The following is a 24,953-nucleotide window of genomic DNA, read 5'->3' as shown; positions in this document are numbered from 1 at the left end:
ACCAGCAGCGGCAATGATTCGTCCGCTGCCCAATCTGCTCCGATGTGTGAAAAAGGGTCCTCGCCGCTCGGGTGAGCGACGAGGACCCGGATGGAAGAGCGGCAGGGCCTTACGGTCCCCCGCGCCCCAAGGTGGTCCGTACCAGGAGAGGGTCGGCCCCGGGTCGGCTCTCAGGCCGAGCCCGGGCGCCGAGCCGGAGGGCCCGAAGGGCTCAGATGAGCCCCATGGAGGCCACGGTGTTCTTCTCCTCGACGAGCTCGGCCGCCGAGGCATCGATCTTGGCGCGGGAGAAGTCGTCGATCTCGAGACCCTGGACGATCTTCCACTCCCCGTTCTCCGAGGTGCAGGGGAAGGAGGAGATGATGCCCTCGGGCACGCCGTAGGAGCCGTCGGACATGACCGAGGAGGAGGTCCAGGACCCGGAGGTGCCCAGCACCCAGTCGTGCACGTGGTCGATGGCCGCAGAGGCCGCCGAGGCCGCCGAGGAGGCGCCGCGAGCATCGATGATGGCGGCGCCGCGCTTGGCGACGGTCGGGATGAAGTCGTCCTCGACCCAGGCCCGGTCGGCCAGGATGTCGGTGATGGGCGAGCCCTTGACGGTGGCCTGGGTCAGGTCGGGGTACTGAGTGGAGGAGTGGTTGCCCCAGACGGTGACCTTGTCGATGTCGGTGACGTGGCAGCCGGCCTTGGTCGCCAGCTGGGCCAGGGCGCGGTTGTGGTCCAGACGGGTCATGGCCGTGAAGCGCGAGGAGGGGATGTCGGGGGCGTGCGAGGCCGCGATGAGGGCGTTGGTGTTGGCGGGGTTGCCCACGACGAGCACCTTGATGTCCTCGGCGGCACCGGCGTTGAGGGCCTCACCCTGGGGACCGAAGATGCCGCCGTTGGCGGAGAGCAGGTCGGCGCGCTCCATACCGGCCTTGCGGGGCATGGAGCCGACGAGGAAGGCGATGTTGGCGCCCTCGAAGGCGGCCTTGGCGTCGTCGAAGATGTCGACACTGCCCAGGGTCGGGAAGGCGGAGTCGAACAGCTCCATCGCGGTACCCTCAGCGGCCTTGACGGCCGGCGGGATCTCCAGCAGACGGAGGTTGACGCGCTGGTCCGGGCCGAGCAGGGCTCCGGAGGCGATACGGAACAGCAGGGCGTAGCCGATGTTGCCGGCAGCACCGGTGATGGTGATGTTGACGGGAGCGTTAGCCATCAAGGACTCCTTCGAGACGTGTGTCGTCGCGGGCCGCAGGCGGCAGCCCGGCAGGACAACGCTATGACGTTCGTGCAGGTGAACACACCGATCCACCGTATTTCGTGACTCTCACCACTTCCCGTGGCCATGGAGGTGGGATTCCTCCTGGTAGCCCGCGATTCCAGCGAGATACTCACCGCCCCTGACAACCTCCCGTCCTGGTCGATACGCTGGAGGCCTCCCCCAGCCCATTTCTCGTTTCCAGGACCGTGATGAGCTCACGCCGATCCCCCGCGCCCATCCTCGCGCCACTGCGCCGCGGCTCCCCGCCCCGCCCCACGGTCTCCTCACCGGCCGGGCGTCGCGCAGGCGCCCTCTCCTTCGGTCTGACGCTCCTGGGCGCCCTGGGAGCCGGGTGGTGCCTCATCTGCACCGGACGCGCCCTGGGCGCCCTGCTGAGCTCCTCGCCTGCGGCGGGCCTGCTCGCCCAGGCCCTGGCCGCGGCCGCCGTGAGCGCCACCTGCCAGCTGGTGGCCCAGCGGGTCGCCCGTTTCAGTGCGCTCACCGAGGAGGCGCATCTGCGCCGCCTCACCCTGGCTCACCTGCTGGGGCTGGGCCCGGCACGCGCCGCCGACGTCCGCAGCGGTGCGACCGCCTCCCTGCTGACCGACGGCGCAGAGCGGGTGGCCCTCTACCGGCAGACCTTCCTGGCCCCCACACTGGCGGCCGCTGCGGCTCCCCTGCTGGTGCTCATCGAGCTGGCCGCCTTCGTCGACGTCGTTCCCGCCCTGGTTCTGGCGGCGGCCGTCATCGTGGTTCCGGTCTTCATCGCCTGGTGCCACTCGCGGCTGCGGGCCTCGTCCTCAAACTCCCGACGGGCGCGGATGCGTCTGGCCGCCGAGTACCTCGACGCGATCCAGGGACTGCGCACCCTCACCCTGGCCCGGGCCGCGGAGCGCACCAGTGCGCGCCTGCGCCTGGAGGGGGAGTCGAACCGACGCGCCGTCATGGGGCTGCTGGCGGGCAACCAGCTCGTCATCCTGCTCACCGACGGCCTGTTCTCACTCTTCCTCATCACCGTAGCCGCAGGTCTGGCCCTGGTGCGCCTGTCCACCGGCGCCATCGACGTCAGTGACGCCTTGGCGATCGTCCTGACCTCCTACGTGCTCCTCGAGCCGCTGGACCACGTGGGCGCCTTCTTCTACGTGGGCATGGCCGGAATGGCCAACCAGCGCGCCATCCGCAGGATCCTGTCGCGGCCCCTGCCCCGCTCGACCGCTCGTCCCGGGGCCGCGGCCTCCTCGCCGGCTGCCGCTCAGTCCTCCATCGTGCTCGACGACGTCGAGGCCGCCTGGGACGCCGACCCGGTGCTGGAGGGCGTCAACCTGAGCGTGCGCCGCGGCGAGAGCCTGGCGGTGGTCGGCCCCTCGGGGGCGGGCAAGTCGACGCTCATGGCGGTGCTCGCCGGCAACCTGCTGCCCAGGGGCGGCTCCGTCCGCGTCGAGGGCACCGAGCTGAGCGCCGCCACGCAGGACGAGGTGCGCTCGGCCTCCGCGCTGGTGGCGCAGACGACCTGGCTGTTCACCGGGACGATCGCCGACAACCTGCGCCTGGCCCAGCCCTACGCGACGCCGTCGCAGATGTGGCAGGCCCTGGAGGTGGCCCGCCTGGACAAGGAGGTGGCGCTCATGCCCGAGGGGCTGGAGACGCAGGTCGGCGAGGCCGGCCTGGGGCTGTCGGGCGGTCAGGCCCAGCGCCTGTCCCTGGCGCGCGCCTTCCTGGCCGACCGCCCCGTGCTGCTCCTGGATGAGCCCACCAGCCAGGTGGACCTGGCCAGCGAGGCCGCCATCGTGGAATCCCTCGAGCAGCTGGCCCAGGGCCGCACCGTCGTCACCATCTCCCACCGCGTCGGGGCGCTGACGGCAGCTGACCGGACGGTGAGAGTTGAGGGCGGGACGGTCCGCGAGGTGGGTGGAGCCGGGACGCCCAGATCCGCCAGCGCGGCGCCCACTCAGGAATCCACCGAGGCCGACGGGTCCTCCTCCGAGGCCACCGACGGGGATAACCAGGAGGAGCAGGCATGATCCGATCGATCCAGTCGAGACGGTCCTTAGCGCCCCGCTCGAGGGCCGCCGGCTCGGGGCAGCGCAGCGGGACCGGCCGGGCCGATTCCTCCACGCAGGCGCCTGTCTCCCGCGCGATGCTGGTGCGCTGGCTGCTTCAGGTCACCCGCCCGGTCCTCTCACCGCTGCTGGGCTCCACCCTGTGCCGTATCACTGACATGCTGTGCGGCGTGGCCCTGTTCTCCTTGGGCGCCTACGCCGTGGCCCGGGCAGGTCTGGCGATGACGACGGACGCACCGGCGCCCGCCATCTGGCCGGTGCTGGCCGTCATGGCGGGGCTGTCTCTGCTCAAGGCGGCCCTGCGCTACGTCGAGCAGTTCCTCGGCCACCTGGTGGCCTTCAAGGCCCTCGAGCTGCTGCGCGGCCAGATCTTCCGCTCCCTCATTCCCCGCTCCCCCAGGGTCAGTGCGACGTCACGCTCGGGCGACCTGCTGTCGCGGGCCACCAAGGACGTGGACCGGATCGAGGTCTTCTTCGCCCATACCTTCGCTCCGGCGGTCTGCGCCGTCGTCGTACCGATCACGGTGCTCACGCTCATCGGCCTGAAGGTGTCCTGGCTGGTGGCCCTGGCGGCGCTCCCCTTCGTGGTGCTCCAGCTGCTCATCGTGCCCCGCCTGGGGTTCGCCGCCTCAGTGGATGCCTCCCGCTCGGTCTCGGTGGCGCGGGCGGACCTTACCCAGCACGTGACCGACACCGTTCAGGGCATGAGTGAAGTTGTCGGGTACGGGCGCAGCCAGGAGCGTCTCGATGAGATGGCCAGGATCGACGCCGAGATCGCCGGTGCCGCGCGGCCAACCGGGCAGTGGGCCGCCGTGAGGCGAGGCCTCAACCAGCTGGCGGGTCTGAGCGCGCCGATCGCCGTCGTTGCCGCGGGTGCGACGCTGCCGGCAACCGGCTCGGGCGCGGGCGTCCCCCTCCTGGCGGCCGCGGCCGCTGCGGTACTGCGGCTGTCTGAGACCATCCGCGGCGTCGAGGAGCTCTCAAGCGCGCTCAATGCCTCCTTCGCCTCGGCTGAGAGAGTGTGGGAGGTCGTCAACGCCCCCGTGGAGGTGCGCGACGGCGTTGAGGAGCTAACCCCCGGCATCTCCCACGAGGTCCTGTGGCAGGACGTCACCTACTCCTACCCCAACACCGCCGCTCAGGCCGTCCGCGGCGCCAGCATCAGAGCCAGGGCCGGACGATGGACCTGCATCGTGGGGGCCTCCGGATCGGGGAAGTCCACACTGGCCCAGCTGGTGGTGCGCTTCGATGAGCCGGACTCGGGCCGCATCCTCATCGACGGCCAGGACGTGAGCGATCTGCGCGCCGTCAGCCTCTACCAGGAGATCGGCCTGGTGGATCAGCGGGTTCACCTCATGCGGGCCACCATTGCGGACAACGTGCGCCTGACGGCGCCCTCGGCCACGGACGCCCAGGTGCGCCGAGCGTGCCGAGCGGCCTGCATCGATGAGGACATCGAGACCCTCGAGGACGGTTACGACACCCTGGTGGGCGAGCGCGGCCAGTCCCTGTCCGGGGGCCAGCGCCAGCGCCTGGCACTGGCCCGCGCACTCCTGGCCCGTCCCGGGGTGCTCATCCTCGATGAGTTCACCTCCCACCTGGATCCTGACCTGGATGAGCGGGTGCGCATCGGGGTGCGCACCTATCTTCCACAGGCGACGATCATCGAGATCACTCACCGCCTGCAGTGGTCCGAGCAGGCCGACCACGTCGTCGTCATGGACGCGGGGAGGATCGTGCAGACAGGGCCGCCGGCCAAGCTCCTGGACGAGCCCGGACCGCTGCGCACACTGATCGGCCGAGGCCGCTGAGAGCGAGGCCGGCCGGACCGGGCGGATTCCGGCTGCTTCAGTCAGGTCTCAGGCCAAGATACTGATCGGGCGCCGGGGTCAATCGACTCCCGGCGCCCGATCAGTGTGGCAGCGATGTACTTGCTCTACTCGCCCGAGCGGGTGGCTGCGGCCGAGGCCTCGAGCTCCTCGGGGCTGACGACCCCTTCGACGCTGACCGCGTTGAGGTAGGCCATGCCGTCGAAGGAGAGCTCGCGAACGTTCTCCGGGTCGCCCTCGTCGTTGACGGAGCCGCCGGCCATGCGGTCCACGATGATGGCGATGGCGCCGTCACCGGTGACGTTCGTGGCGGTGCCGAAGGAGTCCAGGGCGACGTAGGTGGCGACCATGAGGTCAACCTGCTGCTTGTCAAAACCGAGCATGGAGGACAGCAGACCGGCGGCAGCCACAATGGCGCCCCCGGGGACGCCCGGCGCGGCCACCATCGTGATGCCGAGCATGAAGATGAAGCCGATCCACTGAGCGGTGCTCACGTGCAGGCCCTGGGTGAGGACGATCGCGAAGGCGAAGGCGAAGATCTTCGAGGTCGATCCTGCCAGGTGGATCGTGGCGCACAGGGGGACGGTGAAGGAGGCCACCGCGTCGGAGACGCCGTTCTTCTTCGTCTGACGCAAGGTGACCGGGATCGTGGCCGCTGACGAGGAGGTGCCCAGAGCCGTCAGGTAGGCCGGGAGCATGGTGAGCAGTGCCTTGATCGGATTGCGGCGACCGATGAGTCCCGCGGTGAGGAACTGGATGCCCAGGATGACGACCTCGAGGATGAGGACCACGACGACGACCCGCAGAAGCGCCTTCATCACCACAACAGCGTCTCCCGTATAGGTGAGGTTGAGGAAGGTGCCGAAGATGTTCAGGGGCAGCAGCGGGACGATGATCCGCTCGATGACGCGGGTGATGATGGCCCGGAACTCGATGAAGCCCTTGCGCAGCACCCCCCGGGGCACCATGGACAGGCCGATGCCCAGGAGGAACGAGAGCAGCAAGGCGGTCATGACCTCAAGGGCCGGCGGCATCGGCACCGAGAAGTAAGCGCTCAGATCCGACCCGGGTTTGTCGGCATTCAAGGTCGTCCCGGCGAGCAGACGGGGGAAGGTGGCGTAGCAGACCAGGAAGGTGAGGAAGCCGGCGAAGAGGGTCGAGGCGTAGGCCAGGGCCGTGGTGATCCCGAGCCACTTGCCGGCCCCGCGCCCCAGGTCGGCGATGGCGGGGGTCACCAGACCGATGATGATGAGCGGGATGGAAAAGCTGAGGAACTGGCTGAACAGGTCGGAGAAGGTCGCGAAGACATTGCCGACGGGCTTGGGAATGAGCGGGTGACCCCCGATGCGGATCGACCCCAGGAGCAGGGCCAGCAGGATCGCGCCAATGACCCAGGTCAGGATGCTGTGAAGAAGACGACGGATCACCGGAGCCATTCGGTGCGCGAAGCTCCTGAGCTTGCGCCCGCACCACCTGAACGGGGGCAGGAACAGGACCCAGCGGACCGGCCGCCACAGCAGAGCCAACAGCCACCGGATCGGGAACAGGAGCCTCCACACTGCGGCCAGCAGGCGCCTGGTGAGGGATGAGGGATTGCTTGGCATAGAGGGACCTTCAGAGTGTGAAACGAGATGACAAGACGTCTTGACTGGGGCCAGCGTGCCATACCGCTTGGTCATGGCGCCGCACCGGACCGAAGAATGAGCACTCCCAAGGCACAGATCACACGGGGCGGCGCGCCGCGTCGCCGTGAGAACTCACGCGGTCGGCAGAGGGCTCCCCGCTCACAGGATGCGGGGCAGGTTGACGTAAGGCGACAGGAGCATCAGGACGGCGGCCAGGCCGATGCCGAGGACGACGTCGAACAGGCGGCTGCGCGCCGCCAGCCAGGTGCCGTCGGGGCGCTGGATCCGGACGATGGCCAGCATCAGGATCCCGGCGGCCGCCCACAGGACGGCGATGCGGCGGTGCCCCAGCAAGGCGATGGCTGGGACAGCCGCCAGGCCGAGGGCCACGAGGACGACGCAGATGGTGCGGTAGGGCTCCTTGTGCTCGGCCTGCTGGGGACGCGGGTCATGAGTCACGGGCAGGAGCCTATCGGCGCGTGGGGTGCGGGTCCATGACCTTTCTCCGACTGGCACGCCCGCCTGGTGCCCGGCGCGAGGAGCCGGGCACCAGGCGGCGCAGGCGCCCCAGTGGGAGATCAGTGGGAGAAGTGGCGGGTGCCGGTGAGGTACATGGTGACGCCGGCGGCCTGGGCGGCGTCGATGACCTCCTGGTCACGGATGGAGCCGCCCGGCTGGACGACGGCGCGGACCCCGGCGTCGATGAGGACCTGGAGGCCGTCGGCGAAGGGGAAGAAGGCGTCGGAGGCGGCCACGGCCCCGCGGGCGCGCTGTGGTGCGACCGCGTCACCGGACGAGTCCGCCAGGACCTCGGCGGCGTCGGCCCCTCCCACGGCCCCCTTCTCCTGCTGGGAGCCGTCGAGTGCGGCGTCGCCGGTGGAGCGGGCCCCCAGGGTGTTGGCGCGCTCGACGGCCAGCTTGCAGGAGTCGACGCGGTTGACCTGCCCCATGCCCACGCCGACGGTGGCACCGTCATGGGCCAGGAGGACCGCGTTGGAGCGCACGGCACGCACCGAGCGCCAGGCGAAGGCCAGATCGGCCAGGAGCGCGTCGTCGGCGGCCGGCCCCGCGGCCAGGGTCCAGGTCGAGGGGTCGTCGCCGGCGGCGTCCAGGACGTCACACTCCTGGATCACGGCGCCTCCCGAGACCTGCTTGATCTCGTAGCCCTCGCGCTGGGGGGCCTCGACGAGGAGCAGGCGCAGGTTCTTCTTGGTGGACAGGATCTCCACGGCCTCGTCGTCGAAGGCGGGGGCGGCGACGACCTCAGTGAAGATCGGCTTGATCTGACGGGCCATCTCGGCGGTGACGACCGTGTTGGTGGCGATGACGCCGCCGTAGGCCGAGACCGGGTCGCAGGCGTGGGCCTTGCGGTGGGCCTCGGCTACGTCGCCGGCGGCCGAGACCGCGATGCCGCAGGGGTTGGCGTGCTTGACGACGGCGACCGTGACGGCCTGGCCGTGGTCGTAGGCGGCGCGCACGGCGGCGTCGGTGTCGGTGTAGTTGTTGTAGCTCATGGCCTTGCCGTGGAGCTGGCGGGCGCCGGCCACTCCCCCGCTCGCCCCGGCGATGCGGTAGACGGCGGCCCGCTGGTGGGGGTTCTCCCCGTAGCGCAGGCTCGCCAGGCGCTCGTAGCCGACGCCGACGTAGGCCGGCGGCGTGGCCGGCCCGCTGGCTTCGACCTCGGCCGCATCGGCCGAGTCCGTGGCGTGGGCGACGTCATCGGCCTCGATCTGGGCGGCCATCCAGGTCGACACGGCCGCGTCGTAGGCGGCGGTGTGGGCGAAGGCCTCGGCGGCCAGGCGGCGGCGGCCGGCCAGGGTGAAGCCGCCTTCTCGCACGGCGGCCGCGACGTCCTCGTAGCGGCCTGGGCTGGTCACCACGGCGACAGCGGGGTGGTTCTTGGCGGCGGCGCGCACCATGGTGGGGCCGCCGATGTCGATCTGCTCCACGCAGGCGTCGAAGGGGGCACCGGAGGCGACGGTGTCGGTGAAGGGGTAGAGGTTGACGACAACCAGGTCGATGGGGGTCACCCCCAGGGTGGCCAGCTGGTCGAGGTGGTCGGGCTTGCGGCGGTCGGCGAGGATGCCGGCGTGGACGGCCGGGTGGAGGGTCTTGACCCGCCCCTCGAGGCACTCGGGGAAGCCGGTGACCTCCTCCACCGGGGTGACGGCCAGGCCCGCGGCGGCGATGGTGGCGGCGGTGGAGCCGGTGGAGACGATCTCGACACCGGCGTCGGCCAGGGCGTGGGCGAGCGGGAGGAGGCCGGTCTTGTCATAGACGGAGATGAGGGCGCGGCGCACGGGGACGCGGTCGGGGCTGACGAGGCCCTCGGTGGGGACGTGAGCGGTGGGGACCGCCTGGTTCGCGGGCTGCGAGGACTGGGACGACGGGGACGTGGACATGGCGCTCCTGGTGTGGCGTGAGGAAGCAGGACGCCCAGGCGGGCGACGTCCCCTTCATGGACGGCCTCGGCCACTCCCCGGTGGTGCCCCACCCTCGCCAGTTGCAGCCGCCCTCATCCTATCGGGTGGCGGCCACGGCGGCATCGGATGAGGCCACCGAGCCTGCCTGACCTGACGTTTTCCATGTCGCTCCCGGCGAATCATCCGACCGAACGGCCTGTTTCCTTGCGGGCGGCTTGAGGGACCGCATACAGTCCACAGCATGACTGCGCCCATCAACATCGCAGCAACACCGGTATATCGGAGGACTCCCCCGGAGCAGTGGCAGGAGGCCGCCTCCGCCTACCGGCGCTGGTGGAGCCGCCACCCGGGATTGTCCAGTGCCCTGAACCTGGTGGTGCGCGGAGCCTACGTCCTGATGATCCCGCTGCTCATCGCCGCCCTGGTGATGGTGCCACGGCTGGCCTACGCCGCTGTGCCGGCGGCCTTCATGGCCGTGTGCCTCATGGTGGTGGCCCTCCTGGCGCGCACACGCACCATCAGCTGGCGCTCGGTTCTGCTCATGTACGGTGTCGGCGCCGCCTGGTCGCTCGTCGTGGCCGCCATCATGAGCTCGGTGCGTACCCGCGCAGGCCTGTCCGTCATGGGCAACGGGATGAGTATCGCCCTGACCATTGCCCTGGAGGTTCTCAGCCCGCTGGTGCCCCTGGTGCTCGTGGTCTTCCTGGCGCCGGGGCGGATGCGCCGCCTGGCGGCCTCCGACTGGGCCCTGCTGGGTTTCGCGGCCGGAGCAGGCCTGACGGCCCTCAACGACGGCATTCGGGCCCTTGAGGAGAGCAGCCTACTCTCCTCGGTCCTGGGCAACGGGCGCCTTCCCTTCTCCTTCAACCCGTGGACCTCGGGGTCGATGACCCAGGAGAACAGCAACGTCCTGGCCGTCAGCAACCAGGTGAGCACCGCGAACATCACGATGGCGGTGGCGCTGGCGATCACGCTGTGGCGCCTCAAGGACTCCCCGGCCTTCGAAGGGGCTAAGAACCTCGTGTGGCTGAGGATCGTGGCCTGGATCCTGCCGGCGGTGGTCATCCTGCAGTCAGTCAGCGACCACGCCACCTACATCGCCAGGATCGCCCAGCAGCTCGGCCAGAGCGACTCCGGCGGCGGTTTCCCGGCGCTGCTCATGTTCCTGTGGAGGGTCAACGGCGGAGGCCTGAGCGCCATCCCCCTGTCCGTTATCCTCATGGCCGCCTGCCTGCTCCTGGACGCCCACCGCCGCGCCTACGCGGGCGTGCACGGCTGGACGGTGGCCGGGGCGCCGGCTCCCCGCTACCCCAACCTCACCGAGGCGCCGCCCTTCGTGCGCGCCCTCATCGTCTCGGTGGTGGCCCTGGCGAACTTCACCTGGGGCGACCTGGCCGTCACCTGGGGCGCCTACGGGGACCTGCGCCAGGGACGTCTGTACGCCATGCGGGCGGGACGGGCCACGGCCGAGCAGGTGCGCGGCGTGCGGGCCGACGCGATGGAGGCCACGACGCCGGGTGCTGAGCCTAATGCCCGCCAGGGCTTCCGCCTGGGGATCCTGGTGGTCAGCGTCGTGCTGTTCCTCCTGTGCTGCATGTACGAGGTGCGCACCGTCTGGCAGCTGGCCCCCGAGCTCAAGGAGACCGAGGACGATCTGTTCCTCTCCGCCCTGCCGCGCCTGTTCTCCCAGTGGTGGAGCGGCCTGAGTGGCACCCAGGGGCTCCTCTACGCGATCGGTGCGCTGGCGGCGGTGGCCATGAGTCTGTCCCTGGTCCTGACGCTGGGGGCCCCGGGGCGCCGCATCAGCACGGCACCGTCGTCGAGCAGCCTCATCAGTCACCTGCTCACTCTCACGCCGGGGCAGGCGTGCCTGGCACTGCTGGACTTCGCCATGACCTACATGCCGCGCTCGGCCCTGAGCGCCAGTCCCGCCGGGGGCGGAACCGACCTGGCCGCCGAACTCTCCGTCAACCGGCGGATCCGGGGCGCCGAGAACTTCTCCGAGAGTCAGGCGCTGTTCACGGCGCGCACCAAGCGGCAGGTGGCGGTCGAGGCCGACATCGCGCGCCTTCGCGAGCTCGCCGAGTCCTTGGGCGTGACCGACGTCGATGCCCTGGAGCCGAGCCGGATCGATGAGACCGTCGCCGATCTGGCCGCCTCCGGGGCCGACTCCCAAGTGGTCGGGCAGATGCGCGACCTGGCCGCCTCAGTGTCGGAGCAGCAGGCCGAGATCCTGGACCTGACGCGCCGCCTCAACACCGGCAACGGCGAGCAGTTCGCCATCCTGGAGGGCTATCGGATCACCGATGACTTCCGGGGTGAGGCCATCGACCAGCGGCCGGTGGACAGCCCCGTCCACGCTCTGGCGCTGTCCCCGGCCGGGAACCAGCTGGTCGTCGTCGAGTACCAGGGGGCGGCCCCCACCATTGATGACGACGACGAGACCGACATTCCTCCCCGCAGGCTGCCGGGGCGGGCGGCGCACAAGTCGGCCGACAACGTCCTGGAGCACCTGGCCCGCGACGAGCGCGTCGCGCGGTTCTTCCGGGAGAATCCTGAGCTGTGGCGGGACATCAAGGAGGGACGCGCCCTCTTGGAGGCGAACGTCCTCTACACCCCCATCCCCGGGATGACCTACCGGGCCGGGACCGCGCTCCTGGCGGTGACGCCCGAGCTCGTCGACGGCGTGGACGCGGCCGTCAGCGCCCTGAGCGGCGCGGGCACCGCGGCGCGCTGACCTGCGGGCTCAGGCCTCGCCGTCCACCTCGTCGTCGTCCGCATCGTCCTCTTCGTCAACGGCATCGTCGCGCGCGTCCTGGCGCCGGTAGGCCGCCGGCAGGACCGACTCGGGCAGGGTGTTGCGAGCCCAGGTACGCGTGTAGGGGTGGGCCAGGACGGCCATGGCCGCCAGGCCGACACCGATCTCGACGAAGACGAGGATGACGGTGTAGAGAACCAGTGGGCCGACGCTGCTCATCCGGTTCGGCCCCACGGATCCGGAGGCGGCCAGGCACAACAGGCCCACGCCAAAGGCCACGAGGAGGGCGGCCAGACCGGCGGCGCTGAGGGCGTAGCGCACCCGCAGGGCGTTGAGCACCGTCCGACGGCGCCAGGCGGCCACCATGGCGCCGGCCGTCACCACCAGGGGCAGCCACAGGCCCACGCTGCTCAGCGGCGTCGACGGCACCAGCCCCAGCAGCGGCAGGCGCGGGACGGGGCCGGCCACGACCCGGTCGGGGGCGAAGACGGTGCCCGTGCCCACGGAGAAGCCGGCGCCGATGAGCCAGGAGCAGGCCCAGATGAGCAGGGTCGGCACCCAGCCGGCCTGAAGCAGGATGAGACCGGCCATCGCGACGAAGCCGTCCCCGGCCAGGGAGTCGTGCAGGACCGAGACCCGGCCGGCACCGTTGAAGACGGCCGCGACCACCACCAGCAGGCTCAGCAGGCTCAGGGCTCGCGTGGCACCGTAGGCCAGTGACAGGGACGGCCCCAGCCAATGGGGTCGGCGGTCCCACCAGCGGGTCAGGGGCGGCCAGTGGTGGCCGGCGCGCATGAGCTGGATGGCGACGATGACTCCGGTGAGCAGGGCGATGCCGATGACGGCGGGCCAGGTGTCCAGCCCGGCGGGGCCGGTGAGGCAGGCCAGGGCCGCCACGACGGTCGCGGCGGCGACGATGGCCGCTCCGGCCGCCGGCCGGGAGGGGTGGGCGCGCCGCACGCAGAACCAGGTCCAACCCGCCTGCACCAGGGTGAGTCCCAGCAGCGGCAGGCTGAGCACGCCGTCGTCCTCGGAGGTCAGCGCGGTCGAGCCCCCGAAGCCGAGGCTCCACAGGGCGGTCCCGGTGTGCAGGGCGTCGCCTGCGCTGAGGATGGCCGCGGCATTGAGGCTGGCGGCCGCCTTGGACACGGCGATCGTCGCCAGCACCACCACCAGCCAGACCAGGCCGACCGACTCGACCCCCACGCGCAGGGACCACAGGGCCCAGGACGCCAGGCTGGTGGCTCGCTGCCGCGCCAGGCTCAAGCGCTCACCTCTCCGGTCAGCTGACGGTAGAGCTCGCGGGCGATCTCAGCGGTCTGGCTGGGGGTGCGCCCCACCCGGACGCCGGCGGCCTCCAGGGCGATCTTCTTGGCCTCGGCGGTGCCCGAGGAGCCGGAGACGATGGCGCCGGCGTGCCCCATGGTGCGGCCCTCGGGTGCGGTGAAGCCGGCGACGTAGGCGACGACCGGCTTGGTCATGTGCTCGCGGATGTAGGCGGCGGCCCGCTCCTCGGCGTCGCCCCCGATCTCACCGATCATGACGACCAGGCGGGTGTCGGGGTCGGCCTCGAAGGCGGCCAGGGCGTCGATGTGGGTGGTGCCGACCACCGGGTCCCCACCGATGCCGATGCAGGTGGTGAAGCCCAGGTCGGACAGCTCGTGCATGAGCTGGTAGGTGAGGGTGCCGGACTTGGAGACCAGTCCCAGGGGGCCGGGGCCGGTGATGTCGGGCGGGGTGATGCCCACGTTGGAGCGGGCCGGGGAAATGATGCCGGGGCAGTTGGGACCGATGATCTGCACGCCGTGGTCGGCCGCGTAGGCGCGCATCCAGGTGGCGTCGGCCACCGGGATGCCCTCGGTGATGACGACGAGGAGGCGCACTCCGGCGTCGACGGCCTCAACGACGGCCCCCTTGGCGAAGGCGGGCGGGACGAAGACGACGCTCACCTCGGCGCCGGTGGCCTCCTTGGCCTCGGCGACGGTGCCGTAGACGGGGACCTCAACGGTTCCGGCCTGGACCTCACCGGCGCCGGGGCCGATGGGGGCGACGTCGAAGGCGACGGTGGTGCCGGCCTTGCGGGGGTTGACGCCGGCGACGACCTTCGTGCCGGCCGAGAGCATGCGGGTGGTGTGCTTGCGGCCCTCGGAACCGGTCATGCCCTGGACGATGACGCGGTCGGTCTCAGTCAGGAAGATGCTCATGTCTCAGGCCTCCTTGCCAGCGGGCCGGCCGCTGATCTTCTCGGCGATGGCGGTGACGACGTCGGCGGCCCCGTCCATGGTGTCGACGACGGTGACGCCCTCAATGGCGGCGTCGGCCAGGATGGCGCGACCGGTGTCGGCGTTATTGCCGTCCAGGCGCACGACGACGGGCTTGGGCAGCCCGCCCAGGGACTCGACGGCGGTCACGATGCCCTGGGCGACGGTGTCGCAGGAGGTGATGCCGCCGAAGACGTTGACGAGGATTGCGCGCACCTGGGGGTCGGAGGCGACGACCTCCAGGCCGGTGGCCATGACCTCGGCCGATGAGCCGCCTCCCAGGTCGAGGAAGTTGGCGGGCTTCATGCCGCCGTGGCGCTCACCGGCGCCGGCGACGACGTCGAGGGTGGACATGACCAGGCCGGCGCCGTTGCCCAGGACCCCGACCTCGCCCTCGAGGCGCACGTAGTTGAGGCCGGCCTCGCGGGCGCGGGCCTCCAGGGGGTCGGTGGCGGCGTTGTCGACGAGCTCGGCGTGGGCGGGGTGGCGGAAGCGGGAGTTGTCGTCGAGGGTGACCTTGCCGTCCAGGGCGATGATGCGGCCGTCGGCGGCCTTGACCAGGGGGTTGACCTCCACGAGGGTGGCGTCCTCGGCGGTGAAGACCTCCCAGAGGCGTTCGATGACGGCGGCGACCTCGTCGGCCAGGTGGCCGGCCTCGAAGCCCGCGGCCTCGACGATCCGGTGGGCGACGGCCGGGGTGATGCCCTCGAGCGGGTCGATGCCGATGCGGGCCAGGGCCTCGGGGCGCTCGACGGCGAGGGTCTCGATGTCCATGCCGCCCTCGCGCGAGCACATCGCCAGGTACTGGCGCTCGGCGCGGTCCAGGAGGATGGAGAAGTAGTACTCGGCGTCGAGGTCGACGCCGTCGGAGATGAGGACGGCGCGCACCGTGTGGCCCTTGATGTCCATGCCCAGGATGTCGCGGGCACGGGCCTCGGCCTCCTCAGCGGTGCGGGCGAGCTTGACGCCGCCGGCCTTGCCGCGGCCGCCGGTCTTGACCTGGGCCTTGACGACCACCAGCTCGCTTCCCGCATCGAGGAGGGACTGCGCGGCGCTGCGCGCCTCCTCGGGGGTTGTGACCACGGCGCCGTCGAGCACGGGGACGCCGTGCTGGCGGAACAGGTTCCTGGCCTGGTATTCGTACAAATCCATGCAGCTGATCCTCTCGGGGCATGTGGATGGCTTGCGGGCGCGGGCCGACGTCGGCCGGGCAGGCACCAGTGATGAGCCTAACGTCCCAGTGGCCGGTTGGGAGGGCGGACACGGGCGCGAAGCGGCGGCGTCTCACACAGCGTGGTCGCAGCGTCTCACGGAGGGGCGTGCGCACCGGGGCCTCCACCGGCCACGAGCGCCGTCGAGAACGTACTTTTCCTACGAGGACTGCGTTGTCCTCCAGATGACTGCGGTCCGGCCCCAGTCGTCTGGAGGAAAAAGCAGTCCCCGTCCGCGATGTACGTTCCCGATCCTGAGCTGCTCGCCACACACGCGAATTATCATGAATTGACACGAGGAGCTCGAGAAGGGAGACGGTCATGCCCGCACTGACGGCAACGAGCGCGCTGGTCGGCGCCGCGGTGCTGCTCGGCGTCTGGAGCGGCAGGCGGTGGGGTCGACGACGCAAACGCGCCCTCGACGCCGAGGCCCGCAGGTTCCACGCCAGCCGAGACGGGTAGTTCCCTGATCGCGGCCCTGCTGCCCCCTGCTCCCAAAGCAGGGGCACATCGTTCCCCTCCTCCTGGGGTTCACCAGGAACCGGCGAATGCGCGGATGTCGCGGCAAGGAAACGCTTCTGGGACCACAGGCGGATGACGTGGCGGCGCTCACCAGCAACAATAAGGGCTGATGCCCTCCCGGCCGACGCCGGGAGCCCGGCCCACCGGCGCCCCAGGGAAGGACCCCACATGCCAGCCGCCATGTCCTCAGACACCGCAGACACTGTCCCCTCCCCCACCGGCTCGTCGGCCGGCCCGCTGCTCGGCCTGGACGGCGAGCCCCTGCGCATCGGGGTCCTCACCTCCGGCGGTGACGCCCAGGGCATGAACGCGGCCGTGCGGGCCGTGGTCCGCACCGCCATCCGCCTGGGGGCCAGGCCCTACGCGGTCATGGAGGGCTGGGCCGGGGCCGTGGCCGGGGGTGACGGCATCCGTCCCCTGGAGTGGGACTCGGTGGGCTCCATCCTCCAGCGCGGCGGCACCATCATCGGCACCGCCCGCTCGGCCGAGTTCCGCGAGCGCGCAGGCCAGCTGGCGGCCGCCCGCAACCTGTTGGAGCACGGCATCGACCGGCTCGTGGTCATCGGCGGCGACGGCTCCCTGACCGGCACCAACGAGTTCCGCAAGAACTGGCCCTCCCTGCTCGAGGAGCTCGTCGAGACCGGTGACATCAGTGCGGAGACGGCCGCCGCCCACCCCGTCCTCATGGTGACCGGCCTGGTGGGCAGCATCGACAACGACCTGGTGGGCGCCGACATGACCATCGGCACTGACTCCGCCCTCCACCGCATCCTGGAGGCCATTGACGACATCTCCTCGACGGCCGCCTCCCACCAGCGCACCTTCGTCGTGGAGGTCATGGGTCGCCACTGCGGCTACCTGGCCCTCATGGCGGCCGTGGCCGGGGGCTGTGACTACGTCCTGGTCCCCGAGCTCCCCCCGGGCAAGGACTGGGAGGAGGACATGTGCTCCAAGCTCAAGGCGGGCCGAGAGGCCGGGCGCCGCGAGTCCATGGTGATCGTCGCCGAGGGCGCCACCGACCGCGAGGGCAACCGCATCACCGCCGACGACGTCCGCCAGGTCATCGCCGACAAGCTGGGTGAGGCCGCCCGCGTCACCATCCTGGGTCACGTCCAGCGCGGTGGCCGCCCCAGCGCCTACGACCGCTGGATGTCCACGCTGCTGGGCTGCGCTGCCGCCCGTGAGGTGGTGTCCATGGAGCCGGGCAGCGAGCCGGTCATCATCGCCGAGCGCCGCAACCGCATCCGCCGCCTGCCGATGATGGAGCAGATCGCGGCCACCCGCGCCGTCAAGGATCTCGTGGCCGCCCATGACTACCTCGGGGCGATCCAGGCCCGCGGGGCGAGCTTCGGCAGGATGCTCGAGCTGTTCGAGACCATGTCGACGCCTCCCGCCGAGCCGGCCACCGATGCGGGTTCGACGCCGTCGGCCTGCGACCGCCCCAAGCGGGTTGCCATCATCCACGCCGGCGGCCTGGCCCCGGGGATGAACACGGCGGCGCGCGCGGCCGTGCGTCTGGGCCTCGACCACGATTTCACGATGCTGGGAGTCTACGGCGGCTTCCCCGGTCTGCTGGACGGCGACGTCCGCGAGCTGACCTGGGCCGACGTCGAGGGCTGGGTCGGTGACGGCGGCGCCCAGCTGGGCACGCGCCGCGAGGTGCCCACCATTGAGCAGCTCTACGCGCTGGGGCGGGCCATTGAGCTCCATGAGATCGACGCCCTGCTGGTCATCGGCGGCTACAACGCCTACCTGAGCGCCTACCGCCTGGTCACCGAGCGGGACCGCTACCCCGCCTTCCAGATCCCGATCGTGTGCGTGCCGGCCTCCATCGACAACAACCTGCCCGGCTCCGAGCTGAGCATCGGAACCGACACGGCCCTCAACAACGCGGTGGTGGCACTGGACTCCATCAAGCTCTCCGCGGCGGCCTCCCACCGCTGCTTCGTCGCCGAGGTCATGGGCCGCAAGTGCGGCTACCTGTCCCTGATGTCGGGCCTGGCCACCGGCGCGGAGAAGGTCTACCTCAACGAGGAGGGCATCACGCTGGCGGGCCTGGCGGCGGACTCCGAGCGGATGGTGGAGTCCTTCCGCTCGGGACGCAGCCTCTACCTCGTGATCCGCAACGAGCGGGCCAGCGTCAACTACACCACCGACGTCCTGGCCCACATCTTCGCTGAGGAAGGCAAGGGCCTCTACGACGTGCGCGAGTCGATCCTGGGCCACCAGCAGCAGGGCGGCAGCCCCACGGCCTTCGACCGGATCATGGCGACCAAGCTCGTCGCCCACTCCCTGGAGCTGCTGGCCTGCGCCCTCAAGCGCGGTGAGCCGACGGCCTCCTACGTGGGCCTGATGGGGGGCAAGGTCTCCGACCAGCCCCTGGACCGCATGAACGACGACCTCGACCGCGACCACCGTCGCCCCCGCCACCAGTGGTGGCTGGGCCTGCGACCCGCCGTGGGCCTGGTCAGCCAGGACATCGGGACCCTGACGCTTCAGGACGTGCCCGACTTCGGTGAGGCGGTCGACGACGCGGCCAGCGATCAGAGGTAGCAGGAGGTGGCCGCCCGACCCGGCCCGCGGCGCAGGGCGACCCCACCAGAGGCCGCCAGAACCCCCGCCGGGGCGGAGGCGGCCCGGACACGGAGGAGCGCCTGGGCGGCCCTGGTCCTGCTCGTCGGAGGCCTGTCGATCGGCGCCGTCCTGGCTCTGGTGGGCGGCCCCTGGCAGGTCCTCGCCGTCCTGCACCTGGGGGCGCTGGCAATCTGGTTCCTCATGTGGCGCCGCAGCTGGCGCGACCTGCTGCGCTCCGCAGGGCCTCGCAGTCCCTGGTTGCTCTTCGCCGTCGGCGCGAGCCTGTGCGCTCTGTCCGCCGTGGCACACCACCCGATCGACAACCCGGGAGCCGTCCTCGCCCCTGTGACACCTACCGGGTTGCTGTCCGCCCTGGCCATGGCGCTGGGGGTCGGCGTGCTCATGAACGCCGTCCCCGAGGAGTTCTCGCTGCGCCGCTGCCTGCTCGAGCCCCTGCGGGCGCAGTTCGGAGGCGGGTTCGCCCTGTGGACCACAGCCCTGGCTTTCGTTGTCATGCACCTGCCCACCTGGATCTCCTCTCACGCCACCGTCTCCACCTATGCGGCTGAGGTCCCCGAGAAGCTTCTCTTCGGACTGGTGGCCGCCTGGTCCGTCCTGCGCCTGGACTCCCTGGCCTTCGCCCTGGGCATGCATGTGGGCGGCAATTTCACCGGCGTCCTGCTGGACTGCCTGAGCCGGGAGGAGACCCTGACCGGGTGGAGCCGGTTCACCGCTCCGTCTGTCATCGCCATGGTCACCGAGACGCTGGTGACGGCTGCAGCCATCTGGTTCCTGGGACGCCCGAGCAGCACGTCCGCGTCCCACCGCTAGACCGGGCCGCAGAAGCCTGTCGGTCTCGAAACCGCCCAGGGTCTCGAGGAGGCACCATGGGGCTCACGGACTGTGCCCGAGGCATCCACGTCGAGGGTGAGGGTGTGTCCGCGACGATCCACGTACTTGACCGCACCTCAACTGCCGGGCCGGGTATGGTGCCTGGCGTGCGCGCGCTGATACGACCCCGGTTCCTTCTGGCTGCCGCCGCGGCGGGCGTGGCCGCGGGCCTCATCGGGATCGCGATGGCGCTGCTCCTGGAGCTCTTCGAGTCACTGTTCTACGGAGTCACCCACGGCGGGCTCCTGGAACGCCTGGCCACCGCCCCGCCCTGGCGGCGCACGCTCGCCCCGGCCCTGGGCGGCCTTGTCGCCGGTGGCCTGTGGTGGTGGCTGCGCGCCACCGGCGGGATGGCGGACGTGGAGTCTGTGGTCGCGGACCGCAGTGGTCAGGCGGCTGCCCGGATGGGGCTGGCGCGGCCCTTCCTCGACGCCGTCACCCAGGTCCTCACGGTTGGGGCGGGCAATTCGGTGGGCCGCGAGGGCGCTCCGCGTCTGGCCGCCGGGGCGGTGGCGGCCAGGCTTGCCGACCGCCTGGGGATCGGCGGGAGCGAGGGCGCGATCCTCATTGCCTCCGCCGCCGGGGCGGGGCTGGCGGCTATGTACAACGCGCCGCTGGGTGGGGCCGCCTACGCCGTCGAGCTCGTCATGGTCGCCGGGATGCGACGGCGCGGTGCCCTCGTGGCGGTGCCGGTGTGCCTCATCGCCACGCTCGTCTCCTGGCTGCACTCCCACGGGCGCCCCACCTTCGAGGTCGTCTCATCGGGGCTGTCGTCGGGGACCGTCCTCGGGCTGGTGCTGCTCGTGCCCGTGGCCGCGGTACTCGGCGTGGGGGCGAGGCGACTGTGGTCGTGGATGCTGGCGCACCGGGTGCGCGTCCCCCGGTGGCTGCCGGCGGCGATCGGTACGGCAGGACTGGTCACCGGGCTGGTGAGCCTGTGGGTCCCGGCGATCGTCGGCAATGGGCGCGACGCCATGGAGATGGCTCTGGGTACTGGCCTTCCCGGGGCCTCGAACAGCCCTGTGGGAGCGGGCCTAGTCCTGCTGGTGGGCATCGTGGCCCTCAAGCCGGTCCTCACCGGTCTCACGCTCGCCGCCGGCGCCACCGGCGGCCGGCTGGCCCCCTCCCTGGCCACGGGATCGAGCGCCGGAGCCGCCCTGGCGATCGCGCTCCACGCCTGCGGGGTGCAGGCCAACGTGCCGGTCCTGGCACTGGCGGGGGCGGGTGCCGTCCTCGCCACCACTCAGAGGGCCCCCGTCTTCGGGATCGTCTTCACCTGGGAGCTGGCCCGCGCCGGGGCCTGGACGCTGGTGGCTCTGCTCGCCGTCGTCGTGGCGGTCACGCTGCTGGCCTCCCCCACCTGGCAGCGCACCGTGGTCTCACGGCTGCGGACCTCACGGAGTCGGTAGCCGGACCCGCCTGCGACGTGTCAGGGTCATTGATTCAACCGCACGAACATATACTCCTGGGCGGATCGCAACCGGCAGCCACGTCTCCATCGGAATCACTATGGATAGTCTCCACGACGCCGCACCACCTCGTCACGCGCTACAGCCCAGCGCGGCCGACGCCTACGCCCTCGAGACCGGACGGCCCGCAGCCTCTGAGGGCACCGCCCTCACCGCAGTCACCCTGCTGGCCAGCGCGCCGGCGCTGGGCACGGCCCTGGCGCTCCTGCGGGGGCCGTGGATCCTCATGCTCGTCCTCCTTCACGTCGGCGGGCTCGCCCTGTGGTTCGGACTGTCCGGCCGAGGCTGGCGCGACCTGCTGACCGGCGGCGGCATCCGCAGCAGAACCGTCCTGTTCGCCGCTGGCGCGCTGGGCGGAGTCGCCTTCGGCGGCCTGCACACCTGGATGGGGCCGACGGGTACCGGCCCGCTGTGGAAGCCGGAGATCACCGCCTCCATGGTGCTTCACGCACTGGCCTTCGCCCTGACAGTCGGCGTCGTCTACAACGCGATCCCCGAGGAGATCACGCTCAGGCGCACCCTGTTCTCACCGATACACGAGCGCTTCGGGGCAACAGCCGCTGTGCTGATGACGACGGCGTCCTTCACCGCCCTGCACCTGCCGACCTGGCTGACCTCCGACACCAGCCTCAAGGGCTATGCCTGGCAGATCCTTCACAAGGTGCTCTTCGGGCTGCTCGCCGGCTGGTCGGTGGTGCGGCTGCGGTCGGTGTTCTTCGCCCTGGGCCTGCACGTCAGCGGAAACGCGCTGGGACTGTTCATCGGCCAGCTCGAGAGCGAGAACCTGCCCGACTTCGAGCTCTCGTGGCTCAACACGGCGATCCTGCTCACCGGCGCAGCCGTGGCCGCTTCCCTCATCCTCCTCCTGGGCCGACGTAGAAGAGTGCCACCACCAGTCTTCTAACCAGCGAGAAGGGCATCATCAATGGCTTGGCGAAGAAACTCCGACCGGCTCTTGCCGTGACGCTCAGCGTGCGCATCGATGGCCTGTAAACGTGAGGCAGGTATGCGGAACGAAATAGTCCTCATCTCTTCCTCGTACAGACGAGGACGACCCTGCACTACAGGACCAAGCCTCCCCTTCCAGTCACCTGCCTCATAGTCGGCAGCCAAGGAATCAAGTTGCTCATCAGTCACCCCGAAGGCGGCGTTCATCTGATCGCGGTTCATGATCTCCTCCTGTCGATGGATAGTTCCTTGAGAGTCTTTTTCGAGGGCGGCGTCATAGCATGATAAACAAGCCAGTCTCCACGCCCATTATGAACAGCAACCATCTCCAGCAACCGCCCCTTGACGTCCACTCCCACTGACACCCATGTGCGAGAGTCGTCCACCCGAGGCGCAGAGCGGATCGCATGCTTCCAGGCGGACTCACCCTTGGCAAGCAGCCCTCTGCGCTCAGTCCTTGATCGTGAGGATCTCGTTGACATCGACGCGGCTGGGGGCGAAGGCCGCCAGCGCCGAGTCTGCGGGATGGCCCAGCGCGATCCCGATCGCGACGATCTCATCGGCTCCGATCCCCATGGCCTCGCGCACCTCGTCCGGGTACATGACCAGGGCGTAGGCGTTGATAGCGCCAAGGCCCTTGTCGGCGGCCGCCAGGACGAGCATGGCGGAGAAGGCCCCGAGATCGTGGAAGGACCACGGGGTGGACTCGACCGGGATCGTCACGTACAGGGCTGCCTGGGCGTTGAACAGCCGTCCTTGCGATGCCTGGAACTCCTGGACGCCCTCGCCCAGCTGTGCACCGATCTGCTCGCCGAGCGCGGCCATGTTCTCCTGGGTGGTCGCAGACCACTCCGTACGAGGCTTCACCGGGAGGTCGGCGTTTCCCTTCCTGCCGGCAGCGACGTCCGCAGCATGGCGCTTCTTGATCCTGGCCAGCGTGGCCCCTGTGGCCGCATAGACCCGCCAGGGCTGGGAGTTCACCCACGACGGCGCCTGCTGGGCGGTGCGGACAATGTCGACCAGATCCTCCTGGGAGACGGGCTGGTCGGTGAAGTCTCGTACCGAGTGACGATTGGCGACGACCTGGCTGAACTCCATGGTGATCCCCTGCTTCCGAAATCCGCGGGTGTGTCCACCGAGGCCAACGACCGGCCGGCCAGCACTATTCCAGTTGGGGCCGTCGGGTAGGCGCAGAGCGCGCCCGACCTCCTCAGGCCCGACGGCGCAGCAGGACCGAGTCCCATCCCGGTAGTGCCTCCGGCAGGCCCGAGTGGGCCGAGCCGGGCTGAACGTCCGGATCGGCGGCGCGCAGCACCTGCTCGGCACCGCTCCACTCCTCTGGCTCCAGGCCCTCGGCCGCGAGCGCCGCCAGCAGGCCGCCCTGACCGGTCAGGGGCAGGTCCTCGCGGGCGCACTGGGCGATGAGCAGCAGCTGCTCGATACCGCCGCCCTGCGTCTCGGGGGCGCGCCACTGGCGCAGGATGACCCAGGCGGTGGGGTGGTCGGCGGCCAGGAGCCGGAAGGTGCCCAGGGCGAGGGCGTCGTCGTCGTGCCGCAGGGCGATGAGCTGGCGGTAGTGCTCGAAGACGCTGCCAGGTACTCCCACCTGGGCGGCGGCGTTGACGGTGCCGTGGTCGGGGGCCAGGGCGATCCAGGGCTCGCCGGTGGTGAACCCGGCCTTCTCGCTGCTGTCCCAGTGGACGGGGGTGCGGGCGTTGTCCCGGGAGACGGGGGCGATGCCGGCCAGGACGGCGGCCGGGTCATCGCCGGCGCGCACGCGCTCGTGGAAGTGGTTGACGGACTCCAGGTCCCGGTAGTCCTCGATGCCACGGAAGACCGTGTTGGCCATGCCCAGTTCTTCGCCCTGGTAGATGTAGGGGGTGCCGCGGTGGGTGTGGAGGATCGTGGCGAGGGTCTTGGCCGAGCGGACACGCCAAGCGGGGTCGTCGTCGCCGAAGCGGGAGACGGCGCGGGGCTGGTCGTGGTTGTCCCAGTAGGCGGAGTTCCAGCCCTTCTCCGCGCTCACGGCACCGGTGGGGGTCGTGTCGGGAGCGAGGGCGGCCTGCCAGTGGGCCAGGTTCTGCTTGAGGGTGACGAGCTCGAGGGGCTGCGGGTCGAACTTGCCTCCGGGCCCGTCGGTGAGGCTGACGTGCTCGAACTGGAAGACCATGTCGAGCTCGCCTCGCGCGGGGTCGGTGTAGAGGGCGGCCTCGGCGCTCGTGGCCCCGGGCATCTCCCCGACGGTCAGGACGTGGCCGGGCCGCGGTGCGAGGACCTGCTGGTTCATCTCGCGGAGGAACTCGTGAATACGGGGGCCGTTGGCGACGGCGGCGAAGGCGTTGCCGTAGAGGTCGCCCTCGCCCTGGGGCGCGTCAGTGAGCGGGTAGGTCTTGGAGATGAGGTTGATGACGTCCATGCGGAAGCCGTCGACGCCGCGGTCCAGCCACCAGGTCATCATCTCGTGGATGGCGCGGCGCACCTGCGGGTTCTCCCAGTTGAGGTCGGGCTGCTTGGGTGAGAAGAGGTGCAGGTAGAACTCCTGGGTGCCTTCGTCCCAGGCCCAGGCCGACCCGGAGAAGGCCGATCCCCAATTGGTGGGCTCGGTGCCCGGCTGCCCGGGGGCGAGCCCGTCGACCTGCCGGGCGGGTCGCCAGATGTACCAGTCGCGCTTGGGGTCGTCCTTGGAGGAGCGGCTGGCGGTGAACCAGGGGTGCTCGTCGCTGGTGTGGTTGACGACGAGGTCCATGACCAGGCGCATGCCGCGGCAGTGCAGTCCCTCGATGAGGGCGTCGAGGTCGGCCAGGGATCCGAAGAGGGGGTCGATGTCCTGGTAGTCGGAGATGTCGTAGCCGTTGTCGTCCTGAGGGGAGTGGTAGACTGGGCTGAGCCACACGACGTCGACACCCAGCTCGTCGAGGTGGTCCAGGCGGCTGGTCAGGCCGGGGATGTCACCGATCCCGTCGCCGTCGGAGTCGGCGAAGGAGCGGGGGTAGACCTGGTAGACGACGGCGCGGCGCCACCAGTCCGGATCGTCGCCGACGTGGTGGGCAGAGACAACGAGGGGCGCGGGAGAGGTCACGGGCGACTTCCTTCCTACCGGACAGGGGATGCGAGGAAAGCGGGCCGGGTGCGTGAGGGC

At 70.6% G+C, this 24,953-nt stretch carries 18 protein-coding genes; 8 read left to right on the top strand and 10 right to left on the bottom strand.

Annotated features, from left to right (window positions below):
• Nucleotides 1–211: 211 nt before the first annotated feature.
• Nucleotides 212–1,198, bottom strand: coding sequence for a malate dehydrogenase (locus AB7V09_RS00245; RefSeq protein ID WP_075373778.1), 987 nt, complete (start codon nucleotides 1,196–1,198; stop codon nucleotides 212–214).
• Between the two features lie 254 nt (nucleotides 1,199–1,452).
• Between AB7V09_RS00245 and AB7V09_RS00240 the strand changes: the two genes are divergently transcribed.
• Both AB7V09_RS00240 and AB7V09_RS00235 read left to right on the top strand, forming a co-directional pair.
• Nucleotides 1,453–3,264 (top strand): ABC transporter ATP-binding protein/permease, encoded by a 1,812-nt coding sequence (locus AB7V09_RS00240; protein WP_419142584.1) that lies wholly within the window; start codon nucleotides 1,453–1,455, stop codon nucleotides 3,262–3,264.
• Nucleotides 3,261–5,114, top strand: a complete 1,854-nt coding sequence (locus AB7V09_RS00235; protein ID WP_419142583.1) for an amino acid ABC transporter ATP-binding/permease protein — start codon at nucleotides 3,261–3,263, stop codon at nucleotides 5,112–5,114. The genes AB7V09_RS00240 and AB7V09_RS00235 overlap by 4 nt, the downstream gene beginning before the upstream one ends.
• A 125-nt stretch (nucleotides 5,115–5,239) precedes the next feature.
• Here the strand turns inward: AB7V09_RS00235 and AB7V09_RS00230 are convergent, their stop codons facing one another.
• From AB7V09_RS00230 to purH, 3 genes are all read right to left on the bottom strand, one after another.
• Nucleotides 5,240–6,736 (bottom strand): dicarboxylate/amino acid:cation symporter, encoded by a 1,497-nt coding sequence (locus AB7V09_RS00230; protein ID WP_419142582.1) that lies wholly within the window; start codon nucleotides 6,734–6,736, stop codon nucleotides 5,240–5,242.
• 180 nt (nucleotides 6,737–6,916) lie between these two features.
• Complete coding sequence (locus tag AB7V09_RS00225; protein WP_419142581.1) at nucleotides 6,917–7,216, bottom strand: DUF3017 domain-containing protein; 300 nt, start codon at nucleotides 7,214–7,216, stop codon at nucleotides 6,917–6,919.
• Between the two features lie 119 nt (nucleotides 7,217–7,335).
• Entirely contained in the window at nucleotides 7,336–9,159 is a 1,824-nt protein-coding gene (purH, locus tag AB7V09_RS00220) for a bifunctional phosphoribosylaminoimidazolecarboxamide formyltransferase/IMP cyclohydrolase (RefSeq protein ID WP_419142580.1), read from the bottom strand.
• Between the two features lie 262 nt (nucleotides 9,160–9,421).
• On the opposite strand from purH, the gene AB7V09_RS00215 reads away from it, so the two are divergent.
• Nucleotides 9,422–11,917, top strand: a complete 2,496-nt coding sequence (locus tag AB7V09_RS00215; protein WP_075414671.1) for a hypothetical protein — start codon at nucleotides 9,422–9,424, stop codon at nucleotides 11,915–11,917.
• A 9-nt stretch (nucleotides 11,918–11,926) separates the two neighbouring features.
• Here AB7V09_RS00215 and AB7V09_RS00210 read toward each other — a convergent pair whose 3' ends face one another.
• Genes AB7V09_RS00210 through sucC form a run of 3 tightly spaced genes read right to left on the bottom strand, consistent with a single transcriptional unit; the run spans nucleotide 11,927 to nucleotide 15,351 of the window.
• Nucleotides 11,927–13,204, bottom strand: coding sequence for a DUF6350 family protein (locus AB7V09_RS00210; RefSeq protein ID WP_075414670.1), 1,278 nt, complete (start codon nucleotides 13,202–13,204; stop codon nucleotides 11,927–11,929).
• Nucleotides 13,201–14,142 carry a succinate--CoA ligase subunit alpha gene (gene sucD / locus AB7V09_RS00205; protein ID WP_075414669.1) on the bottom strand — a complete coding sequence of 314 codons (942 nt, stop codon included), beginning with the start codon at nucleotides 14,140–14,142 and terminating at the stop codon, nucleotides 13,201–13,203. The genes AB7V09_RS00210 and sucD overlap by 4 nt, the downstream gene beginning before the upstream one ends.
• A gap of 3 nt (nucleotides 14,143–14,145) precedes the next feature.
• Entirely contained in the window at nucleotides 14,146–15,351 is a 1,206-nt protein-coding gene (gene sucC / locus AB7V09_RS00200; protein ID WP_419142579.1) for an ADP-forming succinate--CoA ligase subunit beta, read from the bottom strand.
• 380 nt (nucleotides 15,352–15,731) lie between these two features.
• Here sucC and AB7V09_RS00195 point away from each other — a divergent pair, with 380 nt between their 5' ends.
• The 5 genes from AB7V09_RS00195 (at nucleotide 15,732) to AB7V09_RS00175 (ending at nucleotide 21,770) form a co-directional block, all read left to right on the top strand.
• Complete coding sequence (locus AB7V09_RS00195; protein WP_279012893.1) at nucleotides 15,732–15,872, top strand: hypothetical protein; 141 nt, start codon at nucleotides 15,732–15,734, stop codon at nucleotides 15,870–15,872.
• A 228-nt stretch (nucleotides 15,873–16,100) separates the two neighbouring features.
• Nucleotides 16,101–18,485: a 6-phosphofructokinase gene (locus AB7V09_RS00190; protein ID WP_419142578.1), complete on the top strand. Its 2,385-nt coding sequence runs from the start codon at nucleotides 16,101–16,103 to the stop codon at nucleotides 18,483–18,485.
• Nucleotides 18,486–18,491: 6 nt separating this feature from the next.
• Nucleotides 18,492–19,337 (top strand): lysostaphin resistance A-like protein, encoded by an 846-nt coding sequence (locus tag AB7V09_RS00185; protein ID WP_419142577.1) that lies wholly within the window; start codon nucleotides 18,492–18,494, stop codon nucleotides 19,335–19,337.
• Between the two features lie 167 nt (nucleotides 19,338–19,504).
• Entirely contained in the window at nucleotides 19,505–20,806 is a 1,302-nt protein-coding gene (locus AB7V09_RS00180; RefSeq protein ID WP_419142576.1) for a chloride channel protein, read from the top strand.
• Between the two features lie 100 nt (nucleotides 20,807–20,906).
• The gene (locus AB7V09_RS00175) at nucleotides 20,907–21,770 is read left to right on the top strand and encodes a type II CAAX prenyl endopeptidase Rce1 family protein (RefSeq protein WP_419142575.1); all 864 of its coding nucleotides are present in this window, start codon (nucleotides 20,907–20,909) and stop codon (nucleotides 21,768–21,770) included.
• Here AB7V09_RS00175 and AB7V09_RS00170 read toward each other — a convergent pair.
• From AB7V09_RS00170 to AB7V09_RS00160, 3 genes are all read right to left on the bottom strand, one after another.
• On the bottom strand, nucleotides 21,767–22,036 hold the full coding sequence (locus AB7V09_RS00170) for a ribbon-helix-helix domain-containing protein (protein ID WP_075414664.1): 270 nt from the start codon (nucleotides 22,034–22,036) through the stop codon (nucleotides 21,767–21,769). The two genes, AB7V09_RS00175 and AB7V09_RS00170, sit on opposite strands and share 4 nt — an antisense overlap.
• Before the next feature lie 228 nt (nucleotides 22,037–22,264).
• Complete coding sequence (locus tag AB7V09_RS00165) at nucleotides 22,265–22,912, bottom strand: nitroreductase (protein ID WP_075414662.1); 648 nt, start codon at nucleotides 22,910–22,912, stop codon at nucleotides 22,265–22,267.
• Between the two features lie 112 nt (nucleotides 22,913–23,024).
• On the bottom strand, nucleotides 23,025–24,893 hold the full coding sequence (locus AB7V09_RS00160) for an alpha-glucosidase (protein WP_075414661.1): 1,869 nt from the start codon (nucleotides 24,891–24,893) through the stop codon (nucleotides 23,025–23,027).
• Between the last annotated feature and the right edge of the window lie 60 nt (nucleotides 24,894–24,953).

This window comes from Actinomyces sp. SKVG-SVH-4(1), from assembly GCF_048514265.1.
Classification (GTDB): Bacteria; Actinomycetota; Actinomycetes; order Actinomycetales; family Actinomycetaceae; genus Actinomyces; species Actinomyces oris.
Note: the sequence above shows the minus strand (reverse complement) of the source record. Positions and strands in the feature narration are given on the sequence as shown.